This is a genomic window from Paraplanobispora siamensis, from assembly GCF_016863175.1.
GTDB lineage: Bacteria > Actinomycetota > Actinomycetes > Streptosporangiales > Streptosporangiaceae > Planobispora > Planobispora siamensis.
This window is the reverse complement of record NZ_BOOJ01000007.1, coordinates 73,500-94,119: the sequence shown is the minus strand read 5'-3', so window position 1 is coordinate 94,119 and position 20,620 is coordinate 73,500. Positions and strand designations below refer to the sequence as shown.

At 69.5% G+C, this 20,620-nt stretch carries 21 protein-coding genes and 1 tRNA gene; 10 read left to right on the top strand and 12 right to left on the bottom strand.

Features of this window, described 5'->3' with window-relative positions:
- The first annotated feature begins 85 nt into the window (after positions 1 to 85).
- From Psi01_RS02635 to Psi01_RS02620, 4 genes are all read left to right on the top strand, one after another.
- Complete coding sequence (locus Psi01_RS02635) at positions 86 to 1,603, top strand: AICE element replication initiation protein (RefSeq protein WP_204062286.1); 1,518 nt, start codon at positions 86 to 88, stop codon at positions 1,601 to 1,603.
- 421 nt (positions 1,604 to 2,024) lie between these two features.
- Positions 2,025 to 3,086, top strand: coding sequence for a bifunctional DNA primase/polymerase (locus Psi01_RS02630; RefSeq protein WP_204062285.1), 1,062 nt, complete (start codon positions 2,025 to 2,027; stop codon positions 3,084 to 3,086).
- Between the two features lie 30 nt (positions 3,087 to 3,116).
- On the top strand, positions 3,117 to 3,326 hold the full coding sequence (locus tag Psi01_RS02625) for a helix-turn-helix transcriptional regulator (protein WP_204062284.1): 210 nt from the start codon (positions 3,117 to 3,119) through the stop codon (positions 3,324 to 3,326).
- Positions 3,323 to 4,696: a tyrosine-type recombinase/integrase gene (locus Psi01_RS02620; RefSeq protein WP_204062283.1), complete on the top strand. Its 1,374-nt coding sequence runs from the start codon at positions 3,323 to 3,325 to the stop codon at positions 4,694 to 4,696. The genes Psi01_RS02625 and Psi01_RS02620 overlap by 4 nt, the downstream gene beginning before the upstream one ends.
- 141 nt (positions 4,697 to 4,837) lie before the next feature.
- Here the strand turns inward: Psi01_RS02620 and Psi01_RS02615 are convergent, their stop codons facing one another.
- Positions 4,838 to 5,224, bottom strand: coding sequence for a hypothetical protein (locus Psi01_RS02615; protein WP_204062282.1), 387 nt, complete (start codon positions 5,222 to 5,224; stop codon positions 4,838 to 4,840).
- A 49-nt stretch (positions 5,225 to 5,273) separates the two neighbouring features.
- Between Psi01_RS02615 and Psi01_RS02610 the strand changes: the two genes are divergently transcribed.
- A complete protein-coding gene (locus Psi01_RS02610) occupies positions 5,274 to 6,308 on the top strand; it encodes a nucleotide kinase domain-containing protein (protein ID WP_204062281.1) in 1,035 nt (344 codons plus the stop codon).
- Positions 6,309 to 6,330: 22 nt separating this feature from the next.
- Here Psi01_RS02610 and Psi01_RS02605 read toward each other — a convergent pair whose 3' ends face one another.
- The 4 genes from Psi01_RS02605 to Psi01_RS02590 all read right to left on the bottom strand — a co-directional run bounded on the left by Psi01_RS02605 (position 6,331) and on the right by Psi01_RS02590 (position 8,827).
- A complete protein-coding gene (locus Psi01_RS02605) occupies positions 6,331 to 7,164 on the bottom strand; it encodes a hypothetical protein (protein ID WP_204062280.1) in 834 nt (277 codons plus the stop codon).
- A 63-nt stretch (positions 7,165 to 7,227) separates the two neighbouring features.
- A complete protein-coding gene (locus tag Psi01_RS02600; protein WP_204062279.1) occupies positions 7,228 to 8,130 on the bottom strand; it encodes an ImmA/IrrE family metallo-endopeptidase in 903 nt (300 codons plus the stop codon).
- Complete coding sequence (locus tag Psi01_RS02595) at positions 8,127 to 8,570, bottom strand: helix-turn-helix domain-containing protein (protein WP_275424484.1); 444 nt, start codon at positions 8,568 to 8,570, stop codon at positions 8,127 to 8,129. Before Psi01_RS02595 ends, Psi01_RS02600 begins: the two co-directional genes overlap by 4 nt.
- Positions 8,567 to 8,827, bottom strand: coding sequence for an acyl carrier protein (locus Psi01_RS02590; RefSeq protein ID WP_204062277.1), 261 nt, complete (start codon positions 8,825 to 8,827; stop codon positions 8,567 to 8,569). Before Psi01_RS02590 ends, Psi01_RS02595 begins: the two co-directional genes overlap by 4 nt.
- A 122-nt stretch (positions 8,828 to 8,949) precedes the next feature.
- Between Psi01_RS02590 and Psi01_RS02585 the strand changes: the two genes are divergently transcribed.
- Positions 8,950 to 9,822, top strand: coding sequence for a nucleoside triphosphate pyrophosphohydrolase family protein (locus Psi01_RS02585; protein WP_204062276.1), 873 nt, complete (start codon positions 8,950 to 8,952; stop codon positions 9,820 to 9,822).
- Positions 9,823 to 10,203: 381 nt separating this feature from the next.
- On the opposite strand, the gene Psi01_RS02580 is transcribed toward Psi01_RS02585, so the two are convergent.
- Both Psi01_RS02580 and Psi01_RS02575 read right to left on the bottom strand, forming a co-directional pair.
- Positions 10,204 to 10,278: transfer RNA gene (locus Psi01_RS02580), tRNA-Arg, on the bottom strand.
- An 81-nt stretch (positions 10,279 to 10,359) separates the two neighbouring features.
- The gene (locus Psi01_RS02575; RefSeq protein WP_204062275.1) at positions 10,360 to 11,268 is read right to left on the bottom strand and encodes a C40 family peptidase; all 909 of its coding nucleotides are present in this window, start codon (positions 11,266 to 11,268) and stop codon (positions 10,360 to 10,362) included.
- Between the two features lie 172 nt (positions 11,269 to 11,440).
- On the opposite strand from Psi01_RS02575, the gene Psi01_RS02570 reads away from it, so the two are divergent.
- On the top strand, positions 11,441 to 11,830 hold the full coding sequence (locus Psi01_RS02570) for a response regulator transcription factor (protein ID WP_204062274.1): 390 nt from the start codon (positions 11,441 to 11,443) through the stop codon (positions 11,828 to 11,830).
- Between the two features lie 384 nt (positions 11,831 to 12,214).
- Positions 12,215 to 12,499: a putative quinol monooxygenase gene (locus Psi01_RS02565; RefSeq protein WP_204062273.1), complete on the top strand. Its 285-nt coding sequence runs from the start codon at positions 12,215 to 12,217 to the stop codon at positions 12,497 to 12,499.
- Between the two features lie 183 nt (positions 12,500 to 12,682).
- Here the strand turns inward: Psi01_RS02565 and Psi01_RS44015 are convergent, their stop codons facing one another.
- On the bottom strand, positions 12,683 to 15,409 hold the full coding sequence (locus tag Psi01_RS44015; protein ID WP_275424483.1) for a helix-turn-helix transcriptional regulator: 2,727 nt from the start codon (positions 15,407 to 15,409) through the stop codon (positions 12,683 to 12,685).
- Between the two features lie 115 nt (positions 15,410 to 15,524).
- On the opposite strand from Psi01_RS44015, the gene Psi01_RS02555 reads away from it, so the two are divergent.
- A complete protein-coding gene (locus Psi01_RS02555) occupies positions 15,525 to 16,148 on the top strand; it encodes a LysE family translocator (protein ID WP_204062271.1) in 624 nt (207 codons plus the stop codon).
- Here the strand turns inward: Psi01_RS02555 and Psi01_RS02550 are convergent.
- Positions 16,100 to 16,921, bottom strand: a complete 822-nt coding sequence (locus tag Psi01_RS02550; RefSeq protein WP_204062270.1) for an alpha/beta fold hydrolase — start codon at positions 16,919 to 16,921, stop codon at positions 16,100 to 16,102. The genes Psi01_RS02555 and Psi01_RS02550 overlap by 49 nt on opposite strands.
- 74 nt (positions 16,922 to 16,995) lie before the next feature.
- On the opposite strand from Psi01_RS02550, the gene Psi01_RS02545 reads away from it, so the two are divergent.
- Positions 16,996 to 17,544 (top strand): TetR/AcrR family transcriptional regulator, encoded by a 549-nt coding sequence (locus Psi01_RS02545; RefSeq protein ID WP_204062269.1) that lies wholly within the window; start codon positions 16,996 to 16,998, stop codon positions 17,542 to 17,544.
- 60 nt (positions 17,545 to 17,604) lie between these two features.
- Here the strand turns inward: Psi01_RS02545 and Psi01_RS02540 are convergent, their stop codons facing one another.
- Genes Psi01_RS02540 through Psi01_RS02530 form a run of 3 tightly spaced genes read right to left on the bottom strand, consistent with a single transcriptional unit; the run spans position 17,605 to position 20,360 of the window.
- Positions 17,605 to 18,816: a hypothetical protein gene (locus tag Psi01_RS02540; RefSeq protein ID WP_204062268.1), complete on the bottom strand. Its 1,212-nt coding sequence runs from the start codon at positions 18,814 to 18,816 to the stop codon at positions 17,605 to 17,607.
- Between the two features lie 31 nt (positions 18,817 to 18,847).
- Positions 18,848 to 19,234 carry a Rid family detoxifying hydrolase gene (locus Psi01_RS02535; protein ID WP_204062267.1) on the bottom strand — a complete coding sequence of 129 codons (387 nt, stop codon included), beginning with the start codon at positions 19,232 to 19,234 and terminating at the stop codon, positions 18,848 to 18,850.
- Between the two features lie 13 nt (positions 19,235 to 19,247).
- Positions 19,248 to 20,360 (bottom strand): alanine racemase, encoded by a 1,113-nt coding sequence (locus Psi01_RS02530; protein WP_204062266.1) that lies wholly within the window; start codon positions 20,358 to 20,360, stop codon positions 19,248 to 19,250.
- Positions 20,361 to 20,620: the final 260 nt, after the last annotated feature.

Sequence of the window (20,620 nt, the reverse complement as noted above, 5' to 3'; positions counted from 1 at the left end):
CCCGCATCGCCCCGAGAAATGCGAAAAGGCCCCCTGCCCGGGGCCTTTTCGGCGACGTTCATGCACTACTTCGAAAGGCTCGCACGTGGAGGCATCTGATCACAACCCGGCAGGAGACGACCCCGACCGCTTCACCGACGGCAGCCCCATTCCCGACCCCGATGGCCCGGATGCGGCCACCGGGTCGGGCAAGACCAAACTGGCCCAGGTACTGGTGCAGATGGCCGAAGACACCTACCGCCTGATCCGCGCCGATGACGGCCGCAGCTACGCCGTCCCCCGGCTCGGTCCGGCCCTGGCCGTACCGCTGGCCGCCAAGGGCGGCTCCGGATTGCGCGCCAAGCTGGCCACCTCCCTGTTTCGCCGCACCGGCGAGGTAGCCTCCGGCGCCGAGCTGTCCGATGCGCTCAACGTGCTGGCCGGCGAGGCCGGCGAACTCGATCCCGAACCGGTGTTCTTACGCATGGCCCGCCATGAAGACAGCGTGGTGGTGGACATGGGCACCGAGACCGGCGAGGCAATCGTCATCACGCCCGGCGGCTGGCGCACCGAACCCACCGCGCCGGTCATCTTCCGCCGCTCGGAACTGACCCACCCCTTGGTCACTCCGGCCCGCGGCGGAAGCCTGGACGGCCTGCGCGCCTTGATCAACCTGTCGGAGGAGGACTGGCGCCTGGCCATCGCCTGGGTGGTGGCCGCCTATCTGATCGACATCCCGCACCCGATCCTGCTCATCCAGGGCGAGCAGGGCACCGCCAAATCCAACCTGATCCGCTGCCTGCTGCTGTTGATCGACCCGCAGCCGGCCGCTGATCGCGAACCCCCGGCCAGCCAGCGCGAATGGGCCATCTTCGCCCGCGCTTCTTGGGCGTTCTCCTTCGACAACGTCACCGACATTCCCGACTGGCTGTCCAACTCGTTGTGCAAGGGAGTGACCGGCGATGCCGTCCTGCAACGGGTACTGCACTCCGATGAAGACATCACCGTCTTCGCCTTCCAGCGGGTGATCGCGATGACCACCATCGGATTCAAGGCCCCGCTGGCCGGTGACCTGGTCGATCGCATGCTGCTGGTCGAGCCCGAGGTACTGGATGTGCGCTTGCCCGAAACCCACGTGCGGGCCGTACGCGAGCAGGTGCTGCCGGAGGCGTTGGGCGCGGTCTTGGATCTGGTGTCCGGCGTGCTGGCTGCGCTGCCGGCCGTGGAGGTGAGCGACCTGCCGCGGATGGCCGACTTCGCCCGCGTGCTGGCCGCCCTGGATACCGTGACCGGCTGGAGCACCCTGGCCACCTACCGGGCCCGCATCGCCGCTCTAGGGATGAGCATCATCGAGGGCAACACCCTGGCCCGGGCGCTGTATCTGTTCACCGGTCCCACGCCGTGGGAGGACAGCACCGCCCAGCTGCTGGTCGGTCTGCAGCGCACCTGCATCGAGCACGGCCTGCCCGTCGGCGAATTGCCCGGCAATGTGCGCACCCTCGGTACCCGGCTGACCGAGGTGGCCCCGTCCCTGCGCAAGGTCGGGGTGGACATCCGCCGCCGCAAAAGCGGCGCCCAGCGCTTCGTCCACGTGATCAAGCACACGGTCGGCCTAGATCAGTAGATCAGCTTCTCTTTTTCAGATTGGAAAAGAGAAGCAATCGTTGTCCGGTTGTCCCAACCCTCATCTGACCTGCACGAACAGTGGGACAACGGCTTGTCCCCAGTTGTCCCCGTTGTCCCAAGATCAATGCGGAGAGGGACGTCTGCGGACAAGAGAAGGACAACTCATTGTCCCACCGTTTGCGCAGGTCAACGTGTGATTGGGACAACCGGACAACGATTCGCCGCGCTTTCTCATATTCCACACACCGCGCGGCAGCGGGGGATGCCTCCCTCCCCATCCACCGCGGCAGGTGATCGGCCACCGCCGAGTCATGCGATCCCTCAGCCCGGGTGCGGCCCGTCACCTTGCCGCCGACCAGACGTGGAGGCATCCCCCGCTGCCCCTCGTACTGCGCATCCATCGATCCGGGAGAACCCTGATGTCTACCCCCTTACCGGCCGCCTCGCTGGAGCTGGCCCTGTATCTGGCCGCTGTGGGCTGGCACATCGTGCCGCTGTCGGCGACCAGCAAACGCCCCCTGGCCAACTGCTCGCGCTGTCACAGCACCGCCCGGCCCGGCAGTACGCATCCCATCGAGACCTGCCCGTGCCTGCCGGCCGGACGCTGGTGCCACGGCGTGCGCGCCGCCACCACCGACCCGGCCCGCCTAAGCACCTGGTGGCAGCGCCAACCCGATGCCGTACCCGGTGTGGCCGCCGGCCCTTCCGGACTGATCCTGCTGGATCTAGACGCCCATGACGATCCGCTCCCAGCCGATCCGGCCACTGGGCTGTTGCCCGGCATCGACCTGACCGGCGACCCCGCCCTTGCCGAGCCGGCCCGCATCCGCACCGGCCTGCACACCCTGGCCCTGCTCGCCCGCGTGCGCGGTGGAGTTCACCCCTGGCCGGCCATCCCCGAACATCAGCCCGTCGTGGCGACCACTCCCAGCGGCGGCCGGCACCTGTGGTACCGCGCGCCCACAGCCAACCTCCGACAGGCCTTGGGAAAACTGGGCTGGCAGATCGACATCAAAGCCGGCTGGAACTACGGCCTCGCCCCAGGCGCCACCACCAGCACCGGCACCTACCACCTCCGCTCCGGCGACCCGGCATCTCCCGGCCGCCTGCCCGAGTGGCTGGCCCACGAAGTCCTCCGCGTTACTGCCCCCGCCCCCATCCAGCCTCGTCTCTCCCCCACCCTCCGGCGCGAACGCTGTGACGGCGCCCCGGCCGCCTACCTGACCACCGTCCTGAGCCGTGGCGCCGCCCATCTGGCGACCCTGACCGACGGCCGCCAGCGCGCCCTATCGGCCCTGGCCTACCACGCCGGCGGCCTGCTGGCCTGGTCCGGCCTTCCCGAACACCAGGTGAGCGCCCATCTCATCACCGCTGGCGAGGCCAGCGGCCTGCCCACCCGCCTGGCCATCCGGATCGTCCACCGCGCTCTGCTGCGGGGTGTTCGTGCCCCCCTGTCACCGCCTTCGATGCCGATGCGCTGAGTCCGGCCTTTTGTGAAGGAGTCCCTCGTCATGGCCACCAACCGCACGCCGAAATCGACCAGGCATGAATGGCTGACCGTCGAGGAGGTCTGCCGCGAGCTGCGCGTCTCCCGCCGGGCCTGGGATCGCTGGCGCGCCAACCGCACGGGCCCCAAGGCCGTACGGCTGGCCCGCAATGGCCCCATCCGCATCCGCCGCGACTGGCTGGATGCCTGGCTGGAGACCCAGGAGAGCGCGTGAAAAGCTACGACGTCCGCTTCTGGAAGATCCAGACACGTAAGGGGCGGCGCCGGCCGTACATCGTGCGCTGGGTGGTAGCCGACCGGGCGTTCAACAGCCCGTTCGTCACCAGCGGCCTGGCCGACTCCTTCCGCGCCAAGCTCATCGCCGCCGCCCGCGCCGGCGAGGCCTTCGACACCGAGACCGGCCTGCCCACCTCGATGCACCGCGAGCAGCAATCCATCACCTGGTTCGAGCACGCCCTGGACTATGTGGCCAAGAAGTGGCCGAAGGCAGCCGCGAACTCCCGCCGCTCGCTGGTGGAGAGCATGGTGGCGGTGACCCCGGCGCTGGTGCGCGAGATGCGGGGGACGCCCTCGATCGAAGAACTACGTGACGCGCTGCGGTGGGCCTTCATTCCCTCACGCAAGGAGATCGACCAGCCCGAAGAAGTAATCGCGACGCTGAAGTGGCTGCGCAAGGCGTCCCTGCCGATCACCTCGCTAGCCGAGCACGATGTGACAGGCCGGGCGCTCACCGCATGTGCTTCGCTGCTGGACGGCACGGCAGCGGCACCGGAGTACTACCGGCGGCGCCGCCGGGTGTTCTACAACGCGCTGCGCTATGCGGTGAACCAAGGGCGGCTGGCAGACAATCCGCTGGATGCGCCGGCACTGCGGATGGAATGGAGCCAGCCGGAGGTTGACGACGCGATCGACCCGCGTGCTGTGGGCAACCCCCGCCAGATCGCCGAGGCGCTGATCATGTGCTCGTATGTGGGCCGCCGCCAGGGTCCGCGGTTCGTGGCCTTCTTCGGCTGCATGTACTACGCGATGATGCGCCCGGCCGAGGTGGGCCGGCTCCGGCGAGCCGACTGCCATCTGCCTGAAGACGGCTGGGGCAAGCTCATCTTGGAGGCTTCCCAACCTGAGGTGGGAAAGGACTACACCGACACCGGACTGCTGCACGACGAGCGCGGATTGAAGGGGCGGTCGAAGAAGACCGTCCGGGTGGTGCCGATCCCGCCGGAGCTGGTGGCGCTGCTACGCGGGCACATCGAACGTTTCGGGGTGGCCGCCGACAGGCGCCTGTTTCGCTCCGAGAGCGGCCGTCCAGTGCCCAAGTCCGCCTACGCGCGCTTGTGGAAGAAGGCCCGTGAGCTGACGCTCACTCCGGAACAGCTCCCCTCCCCACTGATGGGCACGCCGTACGACCTGCGCCACGCCGGGGTCACCTGGCGACTATCAGCCGGTGTGCCAGCGGCGCAGGTCGCCGAATGGGCCGGGCACAGCGTTGAGGTGCTGCAGCGGATCTACCACCGATGCATGGCCGGCTACGACGACATCTGGATCGAGCGGATGAACCGCGCCCGCGGAGACAGCACGCTCTGACCAACGACCGAGAAGATCCAAGGTCGCTTCTTCATGTTCACTTACGTCGTCTGGAGCCTCCTGAAAACGCCATTTCCGGGACGACCATCCCTGGGGAAAGATCGAAGACTGATCATGGGTGAAGTTGATTCATGAGCGGGTTCAGTCGGAGACATCACGGCTGCCCAGCTCGCGGGAATCACCGATGTCGCGGTTGCCCCTCGCTTTCTGGACATCGGAATGCGGCTTGCGGCGGCCTACCTTCCGGCGCGGGCCCGGATGGCGGACCGTTGGCCAATCCTGGACGGCACCAGAACTTGGCGTGTCATCCAGAGCATCCGCACTCATGCTGCGATATGCCCGTACCAAGGCGGCGACGTGCTCCGGTGAGACTTCTGCGTTGACCACAAGGGCGGCGAGCAGTTGAGAACGACTCATGTTCTCCTGGGCTGCGAGACCGGCGGCAAGGAGTCGCTCGAGACGGTCGTCGACAGCTTGGGGCCAGGTGATCAGGGTGTTGCGGCGTGGAGCGCGCCACAGCAGTTCCATCGACGCCCCCTGTAGACATATTGATCTATATTCAATATATATTCAATGGATGGTGAGCATGCTGCAAGCCCCACCCCGACCTCAGGCACGAGACAGCCGACCGCCTGATGCCGTAAGGATCGCCGGGCGCACGCTGCACCCTACGCCGGTATTCGACACGTACTGGCGTTTTGCTGCAGCCCGGCAACAGGTCTACCTGGCACGGCTGGGTGAAGCGCCACCCGCACCCTCGGATCCGGTGCTGGCGCAGCATCGCTTCACAAACTGCTTCCGCGCTGCAGACCGGGTCAGCCAGTACTTGATCGGTCAGGTCTCCTACCGCGGGGATCAACAGTGGCGGGAGGTGTTCTTCCGCACCGTGCTGTTCAAGGTCTTCAACAAGATCCCAACGTGGCAGCTCCTGGAGGAGCACTTAGGCGAGGTGACCTGGGGCGAATATAACTTCCGGGCACTGGATCGCGTGCTGTCGACGGCGTTTGCGGCGGGCAAACGGCTGTATTCGGCGGCCTACATCACTCCCCCGCCAGCGCTGGGAGAGCAGCGCAAGCACAGCAATCATCTTCGGCTCATCGAGCTGATGATGAGCCGAAGAGCGCCGGAGCGGATCCAGCACTCTGCCTCCATGCGCGCGGCCTATGAGGTGCTGCTGGACTTCCCGACCATCGGTCCGTTCCTGGCTTATCAGTACTTGATCGACCTGAACTACGCGGCGCAGCTGTCTTTCTCAGAGATGGACTTCGTTGTTCCGGGCCCCGGAGCCCGCGACGGCATCCGCAAGTGCTTCGGCCCTGCCGCCAGCGGCATTGAGGCCGAAGTGATCCGGTATATGGCCGATACACAGCAGGAGCACTTCAATCGCCTTGGACTCCAGTTCACGGGGCTGCGGGGCCGCTCCTTGCAGTTGATCGACTGCCAGAATCTGTTCTGCGAGGTCGACAAGTACGCACGCGTGGTGCATCCAGAGATCGCCGGTATCAGCGGGCGCAGCCGGATCAAGCAGCTGTACCGGGCGGACCCCGCTGTCTTGACCGCATGGTTCCCGCCCAGGTGGGGCATCAATGCCTCGGCGCTTCAGCCGGCCTGAGCATTCCGGCCCGTGCCGGCGATCAGAGCGACAGTTGTGCCTGCTCGGCGATGAGCGGGCGGATGGCGCGGAGGTCCTTTTCGATCTGGGCGTGGCCGGCGATGACCGTCAGGCTGCCCGGCTGTACCTGCGCCTGCTGGGCCATGTAGGCCAGCAGGCGTCCCAGGCCCAGGTAGTTGCCGTAGGCGCGGTCCACCATGTAATGGCTGCGATACAGGGCCACCGCGTGCAGCACGCTTCCGTGCTCCAGCTGAAAGGAGCAGTGGCTCAAGCAGGGGAAGCCACGGTAGCCATTGTCGGTACCGGCGATGTGGACCGGCGTCGACCAGGTGTCTTGGCCTGACTCTAGGCCAGCGGGACCGGCTAGATCCTCCGGATGGGTGGCGTCATCGGGGTGGGCCACATCCATCTCATAGGCGGCGCTCATCGGCCCCCTACCCGCGGCCTGTCGACGGATCCGAGCGATCACGGCGGTGAGCTGGTCAATGGGTCCCTTGTGGGTGGGATAGGCCACGATACGGCCGAAGTAGGTTCCATACCGATTTCCCTGGTCTATGCGTCGCAGCCGCTCATACATCTCCCCATAGCGGCGCACCAGCTCTTCAGGAGAGGAACTGGTGGCGGCCAACCGGGCGGGGAAGATGGTGTTGGCGACCGTCTCGATGGGCGCATAGCCGCACCGTTCGCGCATCTGATCGAAGTCGGCGCGCACGTGGACGTTCTCGGCGGCGGCATCGGCGATGCGCACCACCGTGTGGAAGCCGTGGTGACGCTGGTTGGCGGCCACATCCAGCGCCCGGCAGGCAGCGATCCAGGCCAGGGAGGTGTTCTCCGCCGTGACGGTGAAGGTGTGCATTGGTACTCCCGAGATCGTGATGGCCAAGGGGGTAGGGGAGCCGGGTAAACGACGAAGGACGCTTCAGATCGGCCACAGGTCCTGGCGACCGGCTCGTGGTGATTGCCGCGCCACGATGAACTCCACGACGGCGGCGCCCGGCAGGCGGGCCGTCACCTCGGCCATGCCCGTGAGCACGTCGGTGACCTCGGCGACCGCCGGGGCAGCCTCCCCCCAGAACAGTTGTCCGTTCGGGGAATCCACCGGTGACAGGCAGCTGGGCAGCGTCTCGAAGTACGCCCCGCTGCCTTCCAGCACGATCAGGTCTCCGGCATCCACCCGCACCGTCGCCCCGTCGGCGGTGGAACCGATCAGGTGCACGTGCGCCCTGCCGTCCACCGGGCCACCGGCCAATGTCTCCTTGATCGTGGCGGGCTTGACCTTCAACCAAGAGGTCTTCTCCTCACGGCTCAGCAGCTGCAGCCGGTGCAGATGGTTGACGGTTCCGGCGTAAGAGGTGCCTAGCCAGCGGGCCACTTGGTAGGCGTGCTCGGGCCGCAGGGGACGAGTAACGCCTAGGCGCCCGAGCGCCGCCTGCACCGCGGGCAGAGGCATGAGAAACCAGGCCGCAAACGCCTCGGCCAACTTCTCCTCATCCGGCCAGCTGCCGTCCCCCCAGCGGGCGGTGCGGTCCAATTCCTCGTCGTAGGCAGTGCCGTGCCGCAGACGGTGGTGCCCCAGCTCATGTGCTGCGGTGTGCCGCTGAGCAATGATGTCCAGCTTCGCGTTGAGCAGCACCGCCGGCCCGTCATCGCGGGGGGAGCAGTAGATTCCGAACAAGCGCTCCATAGGCCGCGCCAGCCCCACCACCCCGGCGGTGCGCAGTGCGGCATACACCTCGACGTATCCGCTGCGGTCGACCCCTAGGTCGCGGTGGGCCTGCACGGCCGCAATCGAGGCAGCCCGGTGTGCGACCTCCCAGTTCACTCGACCGTCCCGGGCGACGCCGGGTCATTGCCGTCTCGCGATGTGCTCGGTGCCTGCTCTGTGTTTGTCTCCTGCTCGTGCGCGCGCCGGAACTTCAGGAACTCGGCGAAGCTGAGAACCTCCTGCCAGTCGCCGTCAGTCAGGCCGACCAGCGCGCGCGGCAGCCCCGCCAAGGCGTGCTCGCCGAGGTCAGCGTCCTCCTCTTTGTCCAGGAAGTACGACACCGGCCGGGTGTAGAGACGGGCGAGCTTTTTCAGCTCTAGGCTGTCTACCCGCCGGGTTCCGCGCTCGATGTCGCTGACCGCCGAACGCGGGATGCCGGTCATCTCGCTCACGTACTGCTGAGACATGCCCAGATAGTCACGAGTGTGACGCAGTCGCTCTCCGAGGAGGTTCAGCTCGGGGTCACGGCCACGAGAGTCGGCGGAGGTAGGGCTCATGACGGGTGCCTCTCGGTGATCGCCTCCAGGATGGTGGCGGCGAAGGTGTACACCGCCCGCGTAGAGCGGGCGACCTGTTCATTGGGGGAAACGGCGATGCCGTACCGCGCCTCGATGCGAGTCAAGATCTCAACCATCAGAAGTGAGTCGACCGGCAACTCCTCGCCAGTCTGCTCCAGTTCTATGCGCAGCTCACCAGGATCACGGTCCTGCATCTGAGCCAGGAGCTCCATGATGAGGACAACGATCTCCTCCAAGTCCGGCTTGGTCGCGTTCAGGAGGCTCTCCCATTCGTCGGATTATCCGGCAGCGCTGTTCTACTATACGACGAAGGTCGGGAAATCTGACCATGGTGAGGGATATTCCAACAGGAGGAGCCGTGGACTTCACGCGCTACCAGCAAGCGGCGATCAAGACCCTTCAACCCTCTGCTCCCGGGGTCGACCCCGTGCTCGTTCCCCTACTCGGTCTGGCCGGCGAGGTCGGATCCTTGGCGACCGCCTACAAAAAGCACCTGCGCGACGGGCTCGGCCTCGCCTCCGGCAAGCAGTACCTGCGCGAGGAACTCGGCGACGTCTTGTGGTACGTCGCCGCCCTGGCTCACCGCTTCGATCTCGATTTGGAAGACATCGCCGCCGCCAGCCTCGTAAAGATCAATGACCGCTGGCGGGCCACCCCGCAGGCCGACCGCATCGTCTTCGACGAGGCTTTCCCCGAAGCCGAACGGCTCCCGCGGCAGACCACCCTCATATTCACATTGCAACAGCGTGAGCGCGACGGCCGCACCGTTGCAGTGCTGACCCGCGATGGCATCCCCTGCGGGGACCCCCTTACCGACGCCTCACACATCGACGACGACTACCGCTTCCACGACGTCTTCCACCTGGCCCACGCCACCGTCTTGGGCTGGTCCCCCGTCACCCGCTTCCTGTTGGGCTGCAAGCGCAAGAGCGATCCCCGGACCGATGAGGCCGAGGACGGCGGGCGCGCCATCGCCATCGAAGAAGGCATCTCTGCACTCGTGTTCTCCTACGCCGCCCGCCACGGCTACTTCGCCAACGTGCACCACATTGACCATGAACTCCTTAAGACCATCGCCGCTATGACCTCCCACCTTGAGGTGAGCGTCCTGCGAGCCGCCGACTGGGAGCAGGCGATCATGACGGGATACGCCGCCTGGCGGCAGCTTCGCGCGAACGGCGGAGGTACTCTCCACATCGACCTGGACCAACAGACGCTAATCGTCGAGTAACTCGTCCAGGACAAGCCAGGCAGTCACTTCACTACAGTGGCAGCAGGAGGCCATAGTCTCTCAAGTTGGACGGCTTCCCCTATCGCAGGAAGTCCGTACGAGCCGCGCTTTATGTGAGCTACTACCAGGCGGTCGATGCACAGCTACCCAAGTGACTCACCATGCCGGTCAGCCGCCTGGCGGATAGTCGTTCGTGCTGCTCGGTGGAAGCGGTCACCTGGGGCCCGCATACGGGCTCGGGTTCCGTAGCATGATCGCTGCCCGCGTACTGCCCGCAGAACCCGGCACCAGGCGTCTCACCGCGTCACAGGGCGGCGGAACGGCGGCGATCACCGGACATGAAAAAGACCAGCTCACGCTGGGCGTGAGCTGGTCTTGGGTTGGTGCCCCCTGCAAGATTCGAACTTGCGCTCCCGGCTCCGGAGGCCGGTGCTCTATCCCCTGAGCTAAGGGGGCCAACGAGTGACTAGATTACCAGCATCCGGAGGGGAACCGACACTCAGTATGGGGAGTGTGTGATCTGGCGGGGTGCGGGCTTCATCGGGGGGCGGGGCGGACGGCTCCGCGGTAGCGGGCGCGGTAGTAGGGGGAGGTGGCGAAGTCGGTGGTCTTGACGACGTCGCCGGACTTGGGGGCGTGGACCATGACGCCGTTCTTCACGTAGATGCCCACGTGGGTGGGGTCTCCGGTGCCTCCGCCGAAGAAGACCAGGTCGCCGGGGCGGAGCCGGGAGAAGGGCACGCGGCGGCCCTGGGTGAACTGGGAGCCGGTGTAGTGGGTGAGTGTGGCGCCCGCCTTGGACCAGGCGTGCAGGGCGAGGCCTGAGCAGTCGAAGCCGCCGCGGGTCGGGCCGCTGCGGGAACCGCCGCCCCAGACGTATGGGGTGCCGATCTGGCGGAGTGCGGCGGCCGCCGCGATCTGGCCGGGTGAGGGACGGCGATCAGGACGTTCGGAGCGTGTGGACCGTCCCTTCACTCCCTTCGGTGCTCCGGGATCTTTCGGTGAGCCGGGTTTCCTTGATGATCCGGGCTTTCGGGGATCCGGTGCGGGCCGGTCGTCCGGTGCCGTGGTGGGGTGGGGCTGCGGATCGGGGGCCGGCCGTGCGGTGGATCCCGCGCCGGGCCTCGGCCGGGGTTCCGGGCTCGGGACGGGGCGGGGTTCCGGGCTCGGGGTCAGGATGGCGGCGGGCTGGGGGACGCGGATGGGGCGCTGCGGGGGCGGGAAGCCCGCGATCTGTGACGGCGCGGCCTCGCAGATCCTGGCGATCAGGGCCTGCGCGGGCTCGGGGATGCGGATGTGGTCGGACAGGCGGGCGAGCTCGCGCGAGCAGGACCGGGGTGTCCGGTCGGCCGCATCGGAGCTGGTGAGAGCCGCGGTGGCCGTGACGGTGGTGGTGGCCGTCGCGGCGGTGGCGAGGGCGGTGGCGGCGATGAGGGTGGCGATCACGTTTGGGCCTCCTGGGCTCGGTGGACGATCGAGGCCTCAGGATCGGCGGGGCGGGATGGCCCCCGAGGGACCGAGCTCGGTTCTGGGGAAAACCCGGCGGCCGCGAACAACTCCGCTTACACATCCGGTGAAACCCGCGCACGATCGACCGCAAAGGATTAGCTTGGCGGCCGTGGGAGAGCTTCTCGGCAAGGTTCTGGTCGTCGACGACGACGAGGTCATCCGGCAACTCATCGCGGTCAACCTGAGTTTGGAAGGATTTCAGGTGGAGACCGCCTTCGACGGGCAGAACTGCCTGGATCGGGTGCTGGACGTGAAACCCGACGTGATCACCCTGGACGTCATGATGCCCAGGATGGACGGGTGGATGACCGCCACCCGGCTGCGCAGCGACGACAGCACCAGCCACATCAAGGTCGTCCTGATCACCGCGCGCGCCCAGGAGGACGACAAACGCCGGGGGCTCGGCATCGGGGTGGACGCCTACCTCACCAAGCCGTTCGATCCCGCCGAGCTCATCCAGGTGGTCCGGGACCTCGCCCTGTCGGCACGCAGCGGCTGACGACCCGCGGCAGCCGACGGTCCTCTCGGGTCCCGGCGATCCCGCGTCCCGCCTCGGAGCAGGACCGAAAAACCTGACCGGGCCGCATCAGGAGTGCGCGCCGATCTCCGCGCGGGCCGCTGCGGGCCGCCGAGGGCTTGCCGAGGGCCGCCTTCAGGAACTCGTTCCGGGGATCTCTGAGGTGATCCCCCGTCGAGCCCCCGACCGCGATCCGCTCCGGCAGGCGCCATGGGAACGTCGTCGACACAGGACGTGGTCGACCGCGGTCGCGCAGGCCGGGGGGAGCCGGTATGTCTGAGGGCGGAACAGGTCCTGGGTCATCCGCTTCGGCCACCCGACGCGCATCGCGCCGGTTCTGTCGGTGACGGGTCCTACGATCAACGCATGATCATCGTTTCTGGCTGGCTCGCCGTCGACCCGGATGACCGGGACGCCTATCTGCGGGGCTGTTCCGGCGTGGTCGAGCAGGCGCGCGCCTCCTCCGGATGCCTCGACTTCGCGCTCGGCGCCGACCTGGTCGACGCGGGGAGGATCAACGTCTACGAGCGGTGGGAGTCCGAGGAGGCCCTCGACGCCTTCCGGGGCTCGGGGCCCGACGACGGGCAGGCGGCGATGATCCGCGACGCCGAAGTGCTCCGGTACTACATATCCCGATCCGGCCCGGCCTGATCCGGGCGACTCCATCACATGCCATCGCCCGCCCGCCCGCGTCCGGCCCCGGCCTGATCCGGGCGACCCCCCTCACCCGCCCGCGTCCGGCCCCGAGCCCCGACCTGCGCCCATCCCTCTCGAAATCCCGGCTCTCCTGGAACCTCTCGAAATCCCGGCTCTCCTGGAACCTCTCGGGATCCCTCAGATCAGCCCTTCCTTACGGGCCACGGCCGCGGCCTGGGTACGAGATGACACCCCCAGCTTGCCCAGGATGTTCGAGACGTGCACGCTCACCGTCTTCTGGGCGATGAACAGCCGCTCTCCGATCTCTCGGTTCGCCAGCCCCTCCGCCACCAGCGCGAGCACCTCCTGCTCCCGGCTGGTCAGCAGCCCCGTCTCGGCCGAGGTGAACCGCGCCCGGCGCCCGAGCTCGGCCAGGGCCTCGGACAGCGGTACGGCCCCCAGGGACGCGGCGGTCTCGACCGCCCGCTCCCATTCGGCCAGCGCCCCGGCCCGGTCTCCGGCCGTCAGCAGCGCCTCGGCCAGCCGCCACCGCGAGCGCGCGACCTCGTAGACGAACCCGTAGTCGAACGCCTCCACCACCGCGCGCCACGCCTCGACCTCCAGCCGGCCGTGGACGCGGTGCCACTCGGCCTCGGCCCGCAGCAGCCAGCCCTGTCCCTCCCGGCCCAGGCCGGCCCGGGCCGCCGCCCGCGCCCGGGCGAGCATCTCGTCGGCGCCGTCGGTACGGCCCAGCTCGGCCAGGGCCCACAGGCCGACCGCGGCGATGCGGAGGTTGCCCGGGTCTGTACGCTCCAGGACGTCGAGGACCGCGGTGACGTGCTCCAGGGCCGTCTCGGCCTCTCCCCGCCACAGGGCGTGCTCGGCGGCCAGGCCCCGGGACATGTAGGCCACCAGCAGGTCCGTCCAGAACGGCCGGAGCCAGGCCAGCCGCTCCTCGACCTCGGGCAGGCCCATTGCGACCTCGACGAAGAGCACGAACGACGAGAGGGTCGCCTCCGGGATCGTGCCGACGCGCTTGCCGAACCCGGCGGCGCGGGCCTGCTCCCACTCCCCCGCGATGTAGTGGATCATGAAGCGGTGGAAGCGCAGGTCGGTGCCGTACGTGCTCCACGACAGACCGGTCTCCGCGGCCAGCTGGATGCCGCTGTCGGCGGTCGCGGCGGCCTCGGCCAGGGCGCCCCGCTCGGCCTGCATGCGGGCGTAGTGGAAGACGGCGCGCAGGTCTATCGCCAGATTGCCCGACTCCTGGTCCACGATCCGGGACAGCAGTTCCTCGGCCCGCTCACGGTCCCCGCTGAACTCCGCGCAGGAGGCGAGGATGATGAGCGCGCTCTTCTCCGCGTCCCGCGCCCCCACCTCGCGGGCCACCTTCAGGGCCCGTTCGGCCAGCGGCTCGACCTCCTCGTGCCGGTCGGTCCAGAACAGGGTCCGGGCGAAGGTGGCCAGCGCGCGGGCCAGCAGCTTGCCCTCGGGCTCCGCCGCCACGGCCGCCTCGGCGATCGGGATCGGGTCCGTCTCGTCGCCCGTGTCGTACAGGTAGTACGCCAGCCGCTCGCAGACCTCGGCCGACGGCGGCAGCGCCCGCAGGTGGGCGACCGCCCGGTGGTTGTCGCCCATGTCGGCCGCCGCGGCGGCGGTGCGCAGCGCGAGGCGGATGTAGTCGGTGCCGGCCAGGCTCTCGGGGTCGGCGACCCTGTCCCACAGGCCGAGCGCCTGCTCGAAGTGGCGGTGGGCCTCAGCGGGCGCGCCGAGCCGCTCGGCCCGGCGCCCGGCCTCGACCGAGGCGGCCATCGCCCCGGCGAGGTCGTGGCCGGCCAGATAGTGGTGGGCCAGCTCGGCCGCGGCGCCCTCCCGCGCGGTCAGCAGCCGGGCGAACTCGGCGTGCAGGCGGGTGCGCTCGCCGGGCAGCAGGTCGGTGTAGACGGCCTCCTGGAGCAGGGCGTGCCGGAAGGCGTAGCCGTACTCCCCGGACAGCCGGATGAGCCCGCGCGAGACGATCTCCCGCATGGCCTCCTCGAAGGCCAGGTCGTCCAGGCCGGAGGCGTCCCGCAGCAGGTCGTGGTCGACCCGCCGGCCGGCCACCGCCGCCCCGCGCAGCACCCGCTGGGCGGGGTCGGACAACTGCTCGACGCGGGACAGCAGGAGGCTGGCCAGGCCGTCGGGCATCGAGCAGCCCTCGCTCGCGGCCTCCAGCAGTTCCTCGGCGTAGAACGGGTTCCCCTCGGCCCGGTCGACGACCTCGCCGATCATCCGGGCGTCGATCCCGCCGAGCAGGGCGACGTAGTCGGCCATCTCGTGGCGGTCGAGCGGGTTCAGCTCGACGGAGGTCACCGAGGGCAGGCGCTTGAGCTCGGCCAGGACCCGGCGCAGCGGGTGGCGGCGGTGCAGGTCGTCGGTGCGGTAGGTGCCGACCAGGCAGACCCGCTCGGTCTGGAGCATCCGGCTGAGGAAGACGACCAGGTCGCGGGTGGACTGGTCGGCCCAGTGCAGGTCCTCCAGGATCAGCAGCACCGGCTGGGTGGCCAGGAAGCCGAGCACCGAGCCGAACAGCTGCTGCTGGGTGAGGGCGGAGTCGGACTCCGGCCCGGCGTCGGCGACGCCGGGCAGCAGCCGACCCAGCAGGGGACGCGCCTCCAGCGCCGCGCGCAGCTCGCCCTCCGCGCCGCGCAGGGCGTCGGCCAGCGGGAGGTACGGCAGGGCGTCGCCGAGTTCGGCGCACTGCCCGACGAGTACGGCGAAGCCGTCCGCCCTGGCCCGTTCGGCCAGTTCGGTCACCAGCCGGGTCTTGCCGATGCCGGCGTCCCCGCCCACCAGGGCGACTCCCGGAAGACCCTCGCCCGCGGAGCGCAGCACGGCCAGCAGACGATCGAGCTCTGCCAGTCGCCCGACCAGCGTGCTTTGCACTTTTTGCGACCCCACTCGGCGAGTATGCCACGGACCACCGTCATTCGATTGGTCCATTGGGAACGCCCGGCATTGGCCTTCTCTCCGGGGACCAATCCGTCCCTATGGTGGAGCCATGGTCTCGATGTCGACTTTTCTGGTGTTCGTGGTCGCGTCCCTGGCGCTGGTCCTCGTCCCGGGCCCGAACCACCTCTACATCGCCGCCCGCGGCATGTCCCAGGGCCGGGCGGCGGGGATGGCCAGCGCGCTCGGTGTGGAGGCCGGAACCCTGGTGCACATCGCCGCGGCGGCGGCCGGGCTGTCCTACGTGGTCGCCCGGTCGGCCACGCTGTTCAACGTGATCAAGTGGGTCGGGGTGGCGTACCTGGTCTATCTGGGCATCCGCGCGCTGACCGCCGGCAGGCGGGAGGAGGGGCTCCGGGAGACCGCCCCGCAGCCGCTGCGCGAGGTCTTCGCCGAGGGGCTGGTCGTCAACCTGCTCAACCCCAAGGTGATCCTGTTCTTCCTGGCCTTCCTGCCGCAGTTCGTGGACCCGGAGGCCGGGGCGGTGCCGCTGCAGATCGTCGTCCTGGGCGGCACGCTGCTGCTCCTCGGGCTGATCTCCGACATGATCTACGCCGCGGGCGCCGACGCGCTGGGCCGGCGGCTGCGCAACCGCGCCAAGGCGCTCGGCCGCGTCAGCGGGATCATCTATCTGGGACTCGGCGTCGCGACCGCGCTCTCCAGCCGCTCGGTCTGAACGCCCGCCGTGCTCTCCAGCCGCTCGGTCCGAACGCCCGCCGCACCCTCCTGCCGCTCGATCCGAACACCGAGGGAGTCGAGGTGGTCCGCCTGGACGCACAGGTCGCCCACCAGCCGGGCCAGCGCTCCGGGGGCGGCCAGCATCCCCAGGTGGCCCCGCCGGGGGACCAGGATCAGCCGCCCGTCCCGGCAGGCGCGCAGGAAGGCGCGCTCGTCGGCGCGGAACGGGTCGCGGGCCCCGTTGACCAGCCACACCCGTCCCGGATACGACGCCAGCGCCGCGAGCTGGTCGTGTCCGGCGACGGCCTCGACGACCTGGGGCATCACCTCGCAGGACAGCCCTCCCGCAACCATCGCCTCCCCGGCTGAGCCCGGCAGGGTCAGGCGCAGGGCGCGCTCGCTGATCCGGTCGGCGCGGGCGGGGTCGCGCGCGGCCAGGCGGGCCATGAACCGGTATATCCCGGCGTAGCGGCCCGGGGAGGCCGTGCATCCCATGGCGACCAGCCCGGCCACCCGGCCGGGGAAACGCTCCGCCGCGGCGATCCCGACGTATCCGCCGAGTGAGAGCCCGGCGACCAGCGCCCGTCCCCCGGCCCGGTCGATCGCGTCGGCCACCGCCGACGTGGCCGCCTCCATCGTGAACGGCTCACCCCGCCTGGTCCCGTGGCCCGGCAGGTCGACGGCGACGGCGGGCCCGTCCAGGCGCGAGACGACCGGGCCCCACATCGTGGCGCTGACCCGGATTCCGTGGACGAAGACGATCGGCAGCATGATCGCGCCTCCTTCTCTGACTGAAACCCCTTCGATTAAAACACAACGCACCGTTGCGTTGCTATCCTTGCCTCATGGCACCGCGCAAGGAACAAGAGATCTTCCGCGCCACCCTCGGGCTGCTCGTCGAGCGGGGATACGAGGGCCTCACCGTCGAGGGCGTGGCCGAGCGCTCGGGCGTCAACAAGACCACGATCTACCGATGGTGGCCGTCCAAGGCCGCGCTGCTGGCCGCCGCGCTGATCGAGGCCGACGCGCTCGCCGTGGACCCCCCGGATACCGGGAGCCTCAGGGGCGACCTGGAGGCGCTGGTCCGGGAGATCTCCGCGCTGCTGACGGAGTCGCCGTCGGCGGAGATCGCGGTGGCCGCGCTCGGCGCCGCCGTACACCAGCCCGAGCTGGCCGAGGCGACCCGGCACTTCTTCGCCGACCGGCTGGCCCGCGAACAGGAGGTCTTCGAACGGGCCAGGCGGCGCGGCGAGCTGCGCGAGGACGCCGACCCGATGCTGATCATGGACCTGCTGGGGGGCGCCGTGTGGCTGCGCGCGGTCTTCCGCGGGCTCCCGCTCGGCGACGACTTCGCCGCCGAGGCGGTGCGGACCGTCCTGGACGGAGCGGCCTGACCTGCGCAACCGGCCTGACCTGCGCAACCGGCCTGACCTGCGCGGCCGGCCGGGGACGCCTCAGCCCGACAGCGCGCCGGGGATGCGCTCCAGGATCGGGTACGGCATGAGCCCGTACGCGTAGAAGTCGACCGCGTCCGCGCCCACCGCCCGGACCGCCCGGATCTTGGCGGCCAGGCGGTCGGCGGAGTCGGTGTCGGGCGGCCCCGGGCGGAGAACGACCCGCAGCTCCCGGTCCTTGCCGGTCGAGCGGCGGTAGGCGCCCACGTCGTCGGCCACCCTGGCGGCGTCTCTCGCGTAGGCGAGCACGGCCAGCGAGGGCACCAGGTCGCCGAGGGCGACCAGGTCCACGCCCAGCTGCCAGGAGTCGTGCGCGGCCAGGACCGGCGAGGGCAGCCCGTCGGCGTACCCCTTCACCGACCCGGTGCCGTCCAGGAAGGTCAGCCGCGAGCCCTCGGCGGTGACGGCCGCGGCGACCTCGGAGACCAGGGAGGTCACCGTCTCCGAGCGGGCCCGCGCGTAGGCGACCACCTCCGGCCCGGCGTAGGCGGTCAGCGCCGCGCGGGTCACCTCGCCCTGAGCGGGCGGGTCGCCGTCGAGCACGCCGCCCACGATCCTGGCGCACTCCTGGCGGGCGGCCTGGGCGTTGACCCCCAGGTCGGTGGCGCGGCGCATGCAGAACTCGCAGAAGCACAGGCCGAGCAGGAACAGGTCCATCGGGCCGAGCGGGACGAAGCTGCGCTCGTGGTGGTAGCCGTGCCCGAAGGTGCCGAAGTGCAGCCCCTCGGCCACGACGCTGTCGACGCCCTGGCGGGCCACGGCCCGCCCCAGCGCGACCGCGTACAGGCGGACGTCGGGGTGGGCCGGGCACAGGTCGGCGAGCGAGCCCCGGTCGCCGAAGCAGTTGCGCACGGTGGCCTCGGGGTGGGCGTCGCCGAGGGTGACGCTGTGCAGGAAGACGGTCCAGCCGTGCAGCTTCAGGCCCCGCTCCGCGGTGGCCCGGCGCAGCGCGGCCAGCGGCTCCTCCCCGGCCCCCTCCTGGACGGGCGGGACCAGGCGGAGCCCGCCGAACAGGTCCTCGGGCGGAGTGAAGTGCACCCCGTCCCGGCGGATCGTCACGCGCGAGGCCCCGTGCGGGGTGACGTCGCGGGTGCGGTGGTAGGCGGCGGCCACGGTCACGCCGGTCACGCCGTACCCGGCGATCCGGTCAAGGGTCTTGTCCAGTCCCTCGCCCCGCACGTCCTCGACGTAGAGGTACAAAGAACTGTCCAAGCCGCCGCCTTCCCACGCCCTGCGTCAGACTCTAACGCGCCTTGTACGCCACGAAGTCGATCTCGACCAGGATGTCCATCAGATCGGAGCCGACGGTCGTGCGGACCGGGTACGGCTTGGTGAAATAGGACTTGTAGGCCTCGTTGTAGGCCGCGAAGTCCCGCTTGAGGTGCTGCAGGTGCACCGTCGACTTCACCACGTCGTCGAAGCCCAGGCCGTGCGCGGCCAGGATCGCCCCGAGGTTGCGCATCACCTGGTGGGTCTGCTCGGCCACGTCCGTCCCGACGACCTCGCCGGTGGCGGGGTCCAGCGGGCCCATGCCCGAGGTGTAGACGAAGTCGCCGATCACCAGGCCCTGGGAGTAGGCCCCGACCGGCGCCGCGCCCTCGTCGGTCCTCAGTTCAACCTTGCCGCTCATCTTCATTCCGTCCTTAGTGGAAGTGCGTGGTGATCAGATCGACGACCACGTAGTCGTCGTCGACCACCGGGATGACCCGCCACTTGTCGAAGGCGGTGCACGGGTGGGAGATCCCGAACGACACCAGGTCGCCGGGCCGCACCGGGGAGTCCGGCGCGAGCCGCAGGACCGCGTGCTGATCCTGGACCTTCAGAACCGTAGCGCCCTCGACCGCGCCGCGTGGCACCGGCAGCCCCTCGTCGAACGGGGCGTCCCGCTTGCCGAACCCGACCACGGCCAGACCGGGCTCGGGAACGGACAGCACATGGGCCCAGATCTCCAGCGCCGGGCGCAGTTCCCCCTCGATCCGGGTGTACGGCGTGCGCTCGCGGTAGTAGCCGTCGTCGTGGGAGACGTAGGCCCCGCTGCGGAGCATGATCGTGGCCTGGCAGGCGACGAGCTCCCGGCCGATCACGTCGAACCACTGGCTGCCGCCCACCGACAGGATCGGGTTCCTGACCCGCAGGTGCTCCAGCGCCTCCTGCAGCCGGTGCAGATAGCGCCGCACCTCCTCGGCCGACTTCAGCGACCCCTCGTACCCGGCGACTCCGGCGAGCTCCACCCCGGGCGCCGCCTGGGCGGCGGCGGCGACCTCCAGGAGGTGCTCCAGGGTCCGGCTGCCGCCGCGCCCGCCCTCGTGGCCGAGCTCGGCCAGGACCCGGAACGGCCGGGGCCCGGCGTGCCGGGACAGGACCTCCACCCCGGCCACCGAGTCCACGAAGCACAGGAACTCGAACGACGGGTCGTCGGCCAGCCGCGCGGCCAAAGCGTCGAGCCCGGCCGGGTCGAAGATCTGGTTGGCGAGCAGGACCCGGGGCACGCCGAACCCGCACAGGGTGAGCGCCTGGGCGGGGGTGGCGGCGGTGAGCCCCCAGGCGCCCGCGTCGAGCTGGGCCCGGACGAGCTCGGGCGACATGGTCGTCTTGGCGTGCGGGACGAGCGTCAGCCCGTGCTCGCGCGCGAAGGCCGCGAGCGTGGCGATGTTGTGCCGCAGCGCGGCGCGGTGGGCGACCATCACCGGGAAGGTGAACCCCCCGCCGAACAGCGACGTCCCCACTGCCTTCGCGGGATCGGCGATCCCCTCCACCCGGTGGCCTCCTTCGTTCGCGGGACGTCCCGTCCCCGTACCTTCCGAGGACCTTATCCTCAGCCGGGCTCGGGGCAGGCGAGGATTTGGGCCCCCTTCCCCCTTGACCGCGAGCTGTCAGGAGTGGTGGCATCGTCCTCTAGTTAGGAACCTTTCCTAACTAAGGCCACAGAACCGACAGCAGAACCGTCAACCCACCGCAGCGACCCGACCGACTGCAGAAACCCAATCGACCGCAGAGAGGGTTCCTTCCCGTGCAT

Excerpts from the sequence above, each read along its gene's own strand:
- Psi01_RS02630 (WP_204062285.1), top strand. The coding sequence starts at position 2,025 with ATGTCTACCCCCTTACCGGCCGCCTCGCTGGAGCTGGCCCTGTATCTG.
- Psi01_RS02625 (WP_204062284.1), top strand. The coding sequence starts at position 3,117 with ATGGCCACCAACCGCACGCCGAAATCGACCAGGCATGAATGGCTGACC.
- Psi01_RS02615 (WP_204062282.1), bottom strand. The coding sequence starts at position 5,224 with ATGGAACTGCTGTGGCGCGCTCCACGCCGCAACACCCTGATCACCTGG.
- Psi01_RS02610 (WP_204062281.1), top strand. The coding sequence starts at position 5,274 with ATGGTGAGCATGCTGCAAGCCCCACCCCGACCTCAGGCACGAGACAGC.
- Psi01_RS02605 (WP_204062280.1), bottom strand. The coding sequence starts at position 7,164 with ATGCACACCTTCACCGTCACGGCGGAGAACACCTCCCTGGCCTGGATC.
- Psi01_RS02595 (WP_275424484.1), bottom strand. The coding sequence starts at position 8,570 with ATGAGCCCTACCTCCGCCGACTCTCGTGGCCGTGACCCCGAGCTGAAC.
- Psi01_RS02565 (WP_204062273.1), top strand. The coding sequence starts at position 12,215 with ATGATCATCGTTTCTGGCTGGCTCGCCGTCGACCCGGATGACCGGGAC.
- Psi01_RS02555 (WP_204062271.1), top strand. The coding sequence starts at position 15,525 with ATGGTCTCGATGTCGACTTTTCTGGTGTTCGTGGTCGCGTCCCTGGCG.
- Psi01_RS02550 (WP_204062270.1), bottom strand. The coding sequence starts at position 16,921 with ATGCTGCCGATCGTCTTCGTCCACGGAATCCGGGTCAGCGCCACGATG.
- Psi01_RS02545 (WP_204062269.1), top strand. The coding sequence starts at position 16,996 with ATGGCACCGCGCAAGGAACAAGAGATCTTCCGCGCCACCCTCGGGCTG.
- Psi01_RS02535 (WP_204062267.1), bottom strand. The coding sequence starts at position 19,234 with ATGAGCGGCAAGGTTGAACTGAGGACCGACGAGGGCGCGGCGCCGGTC.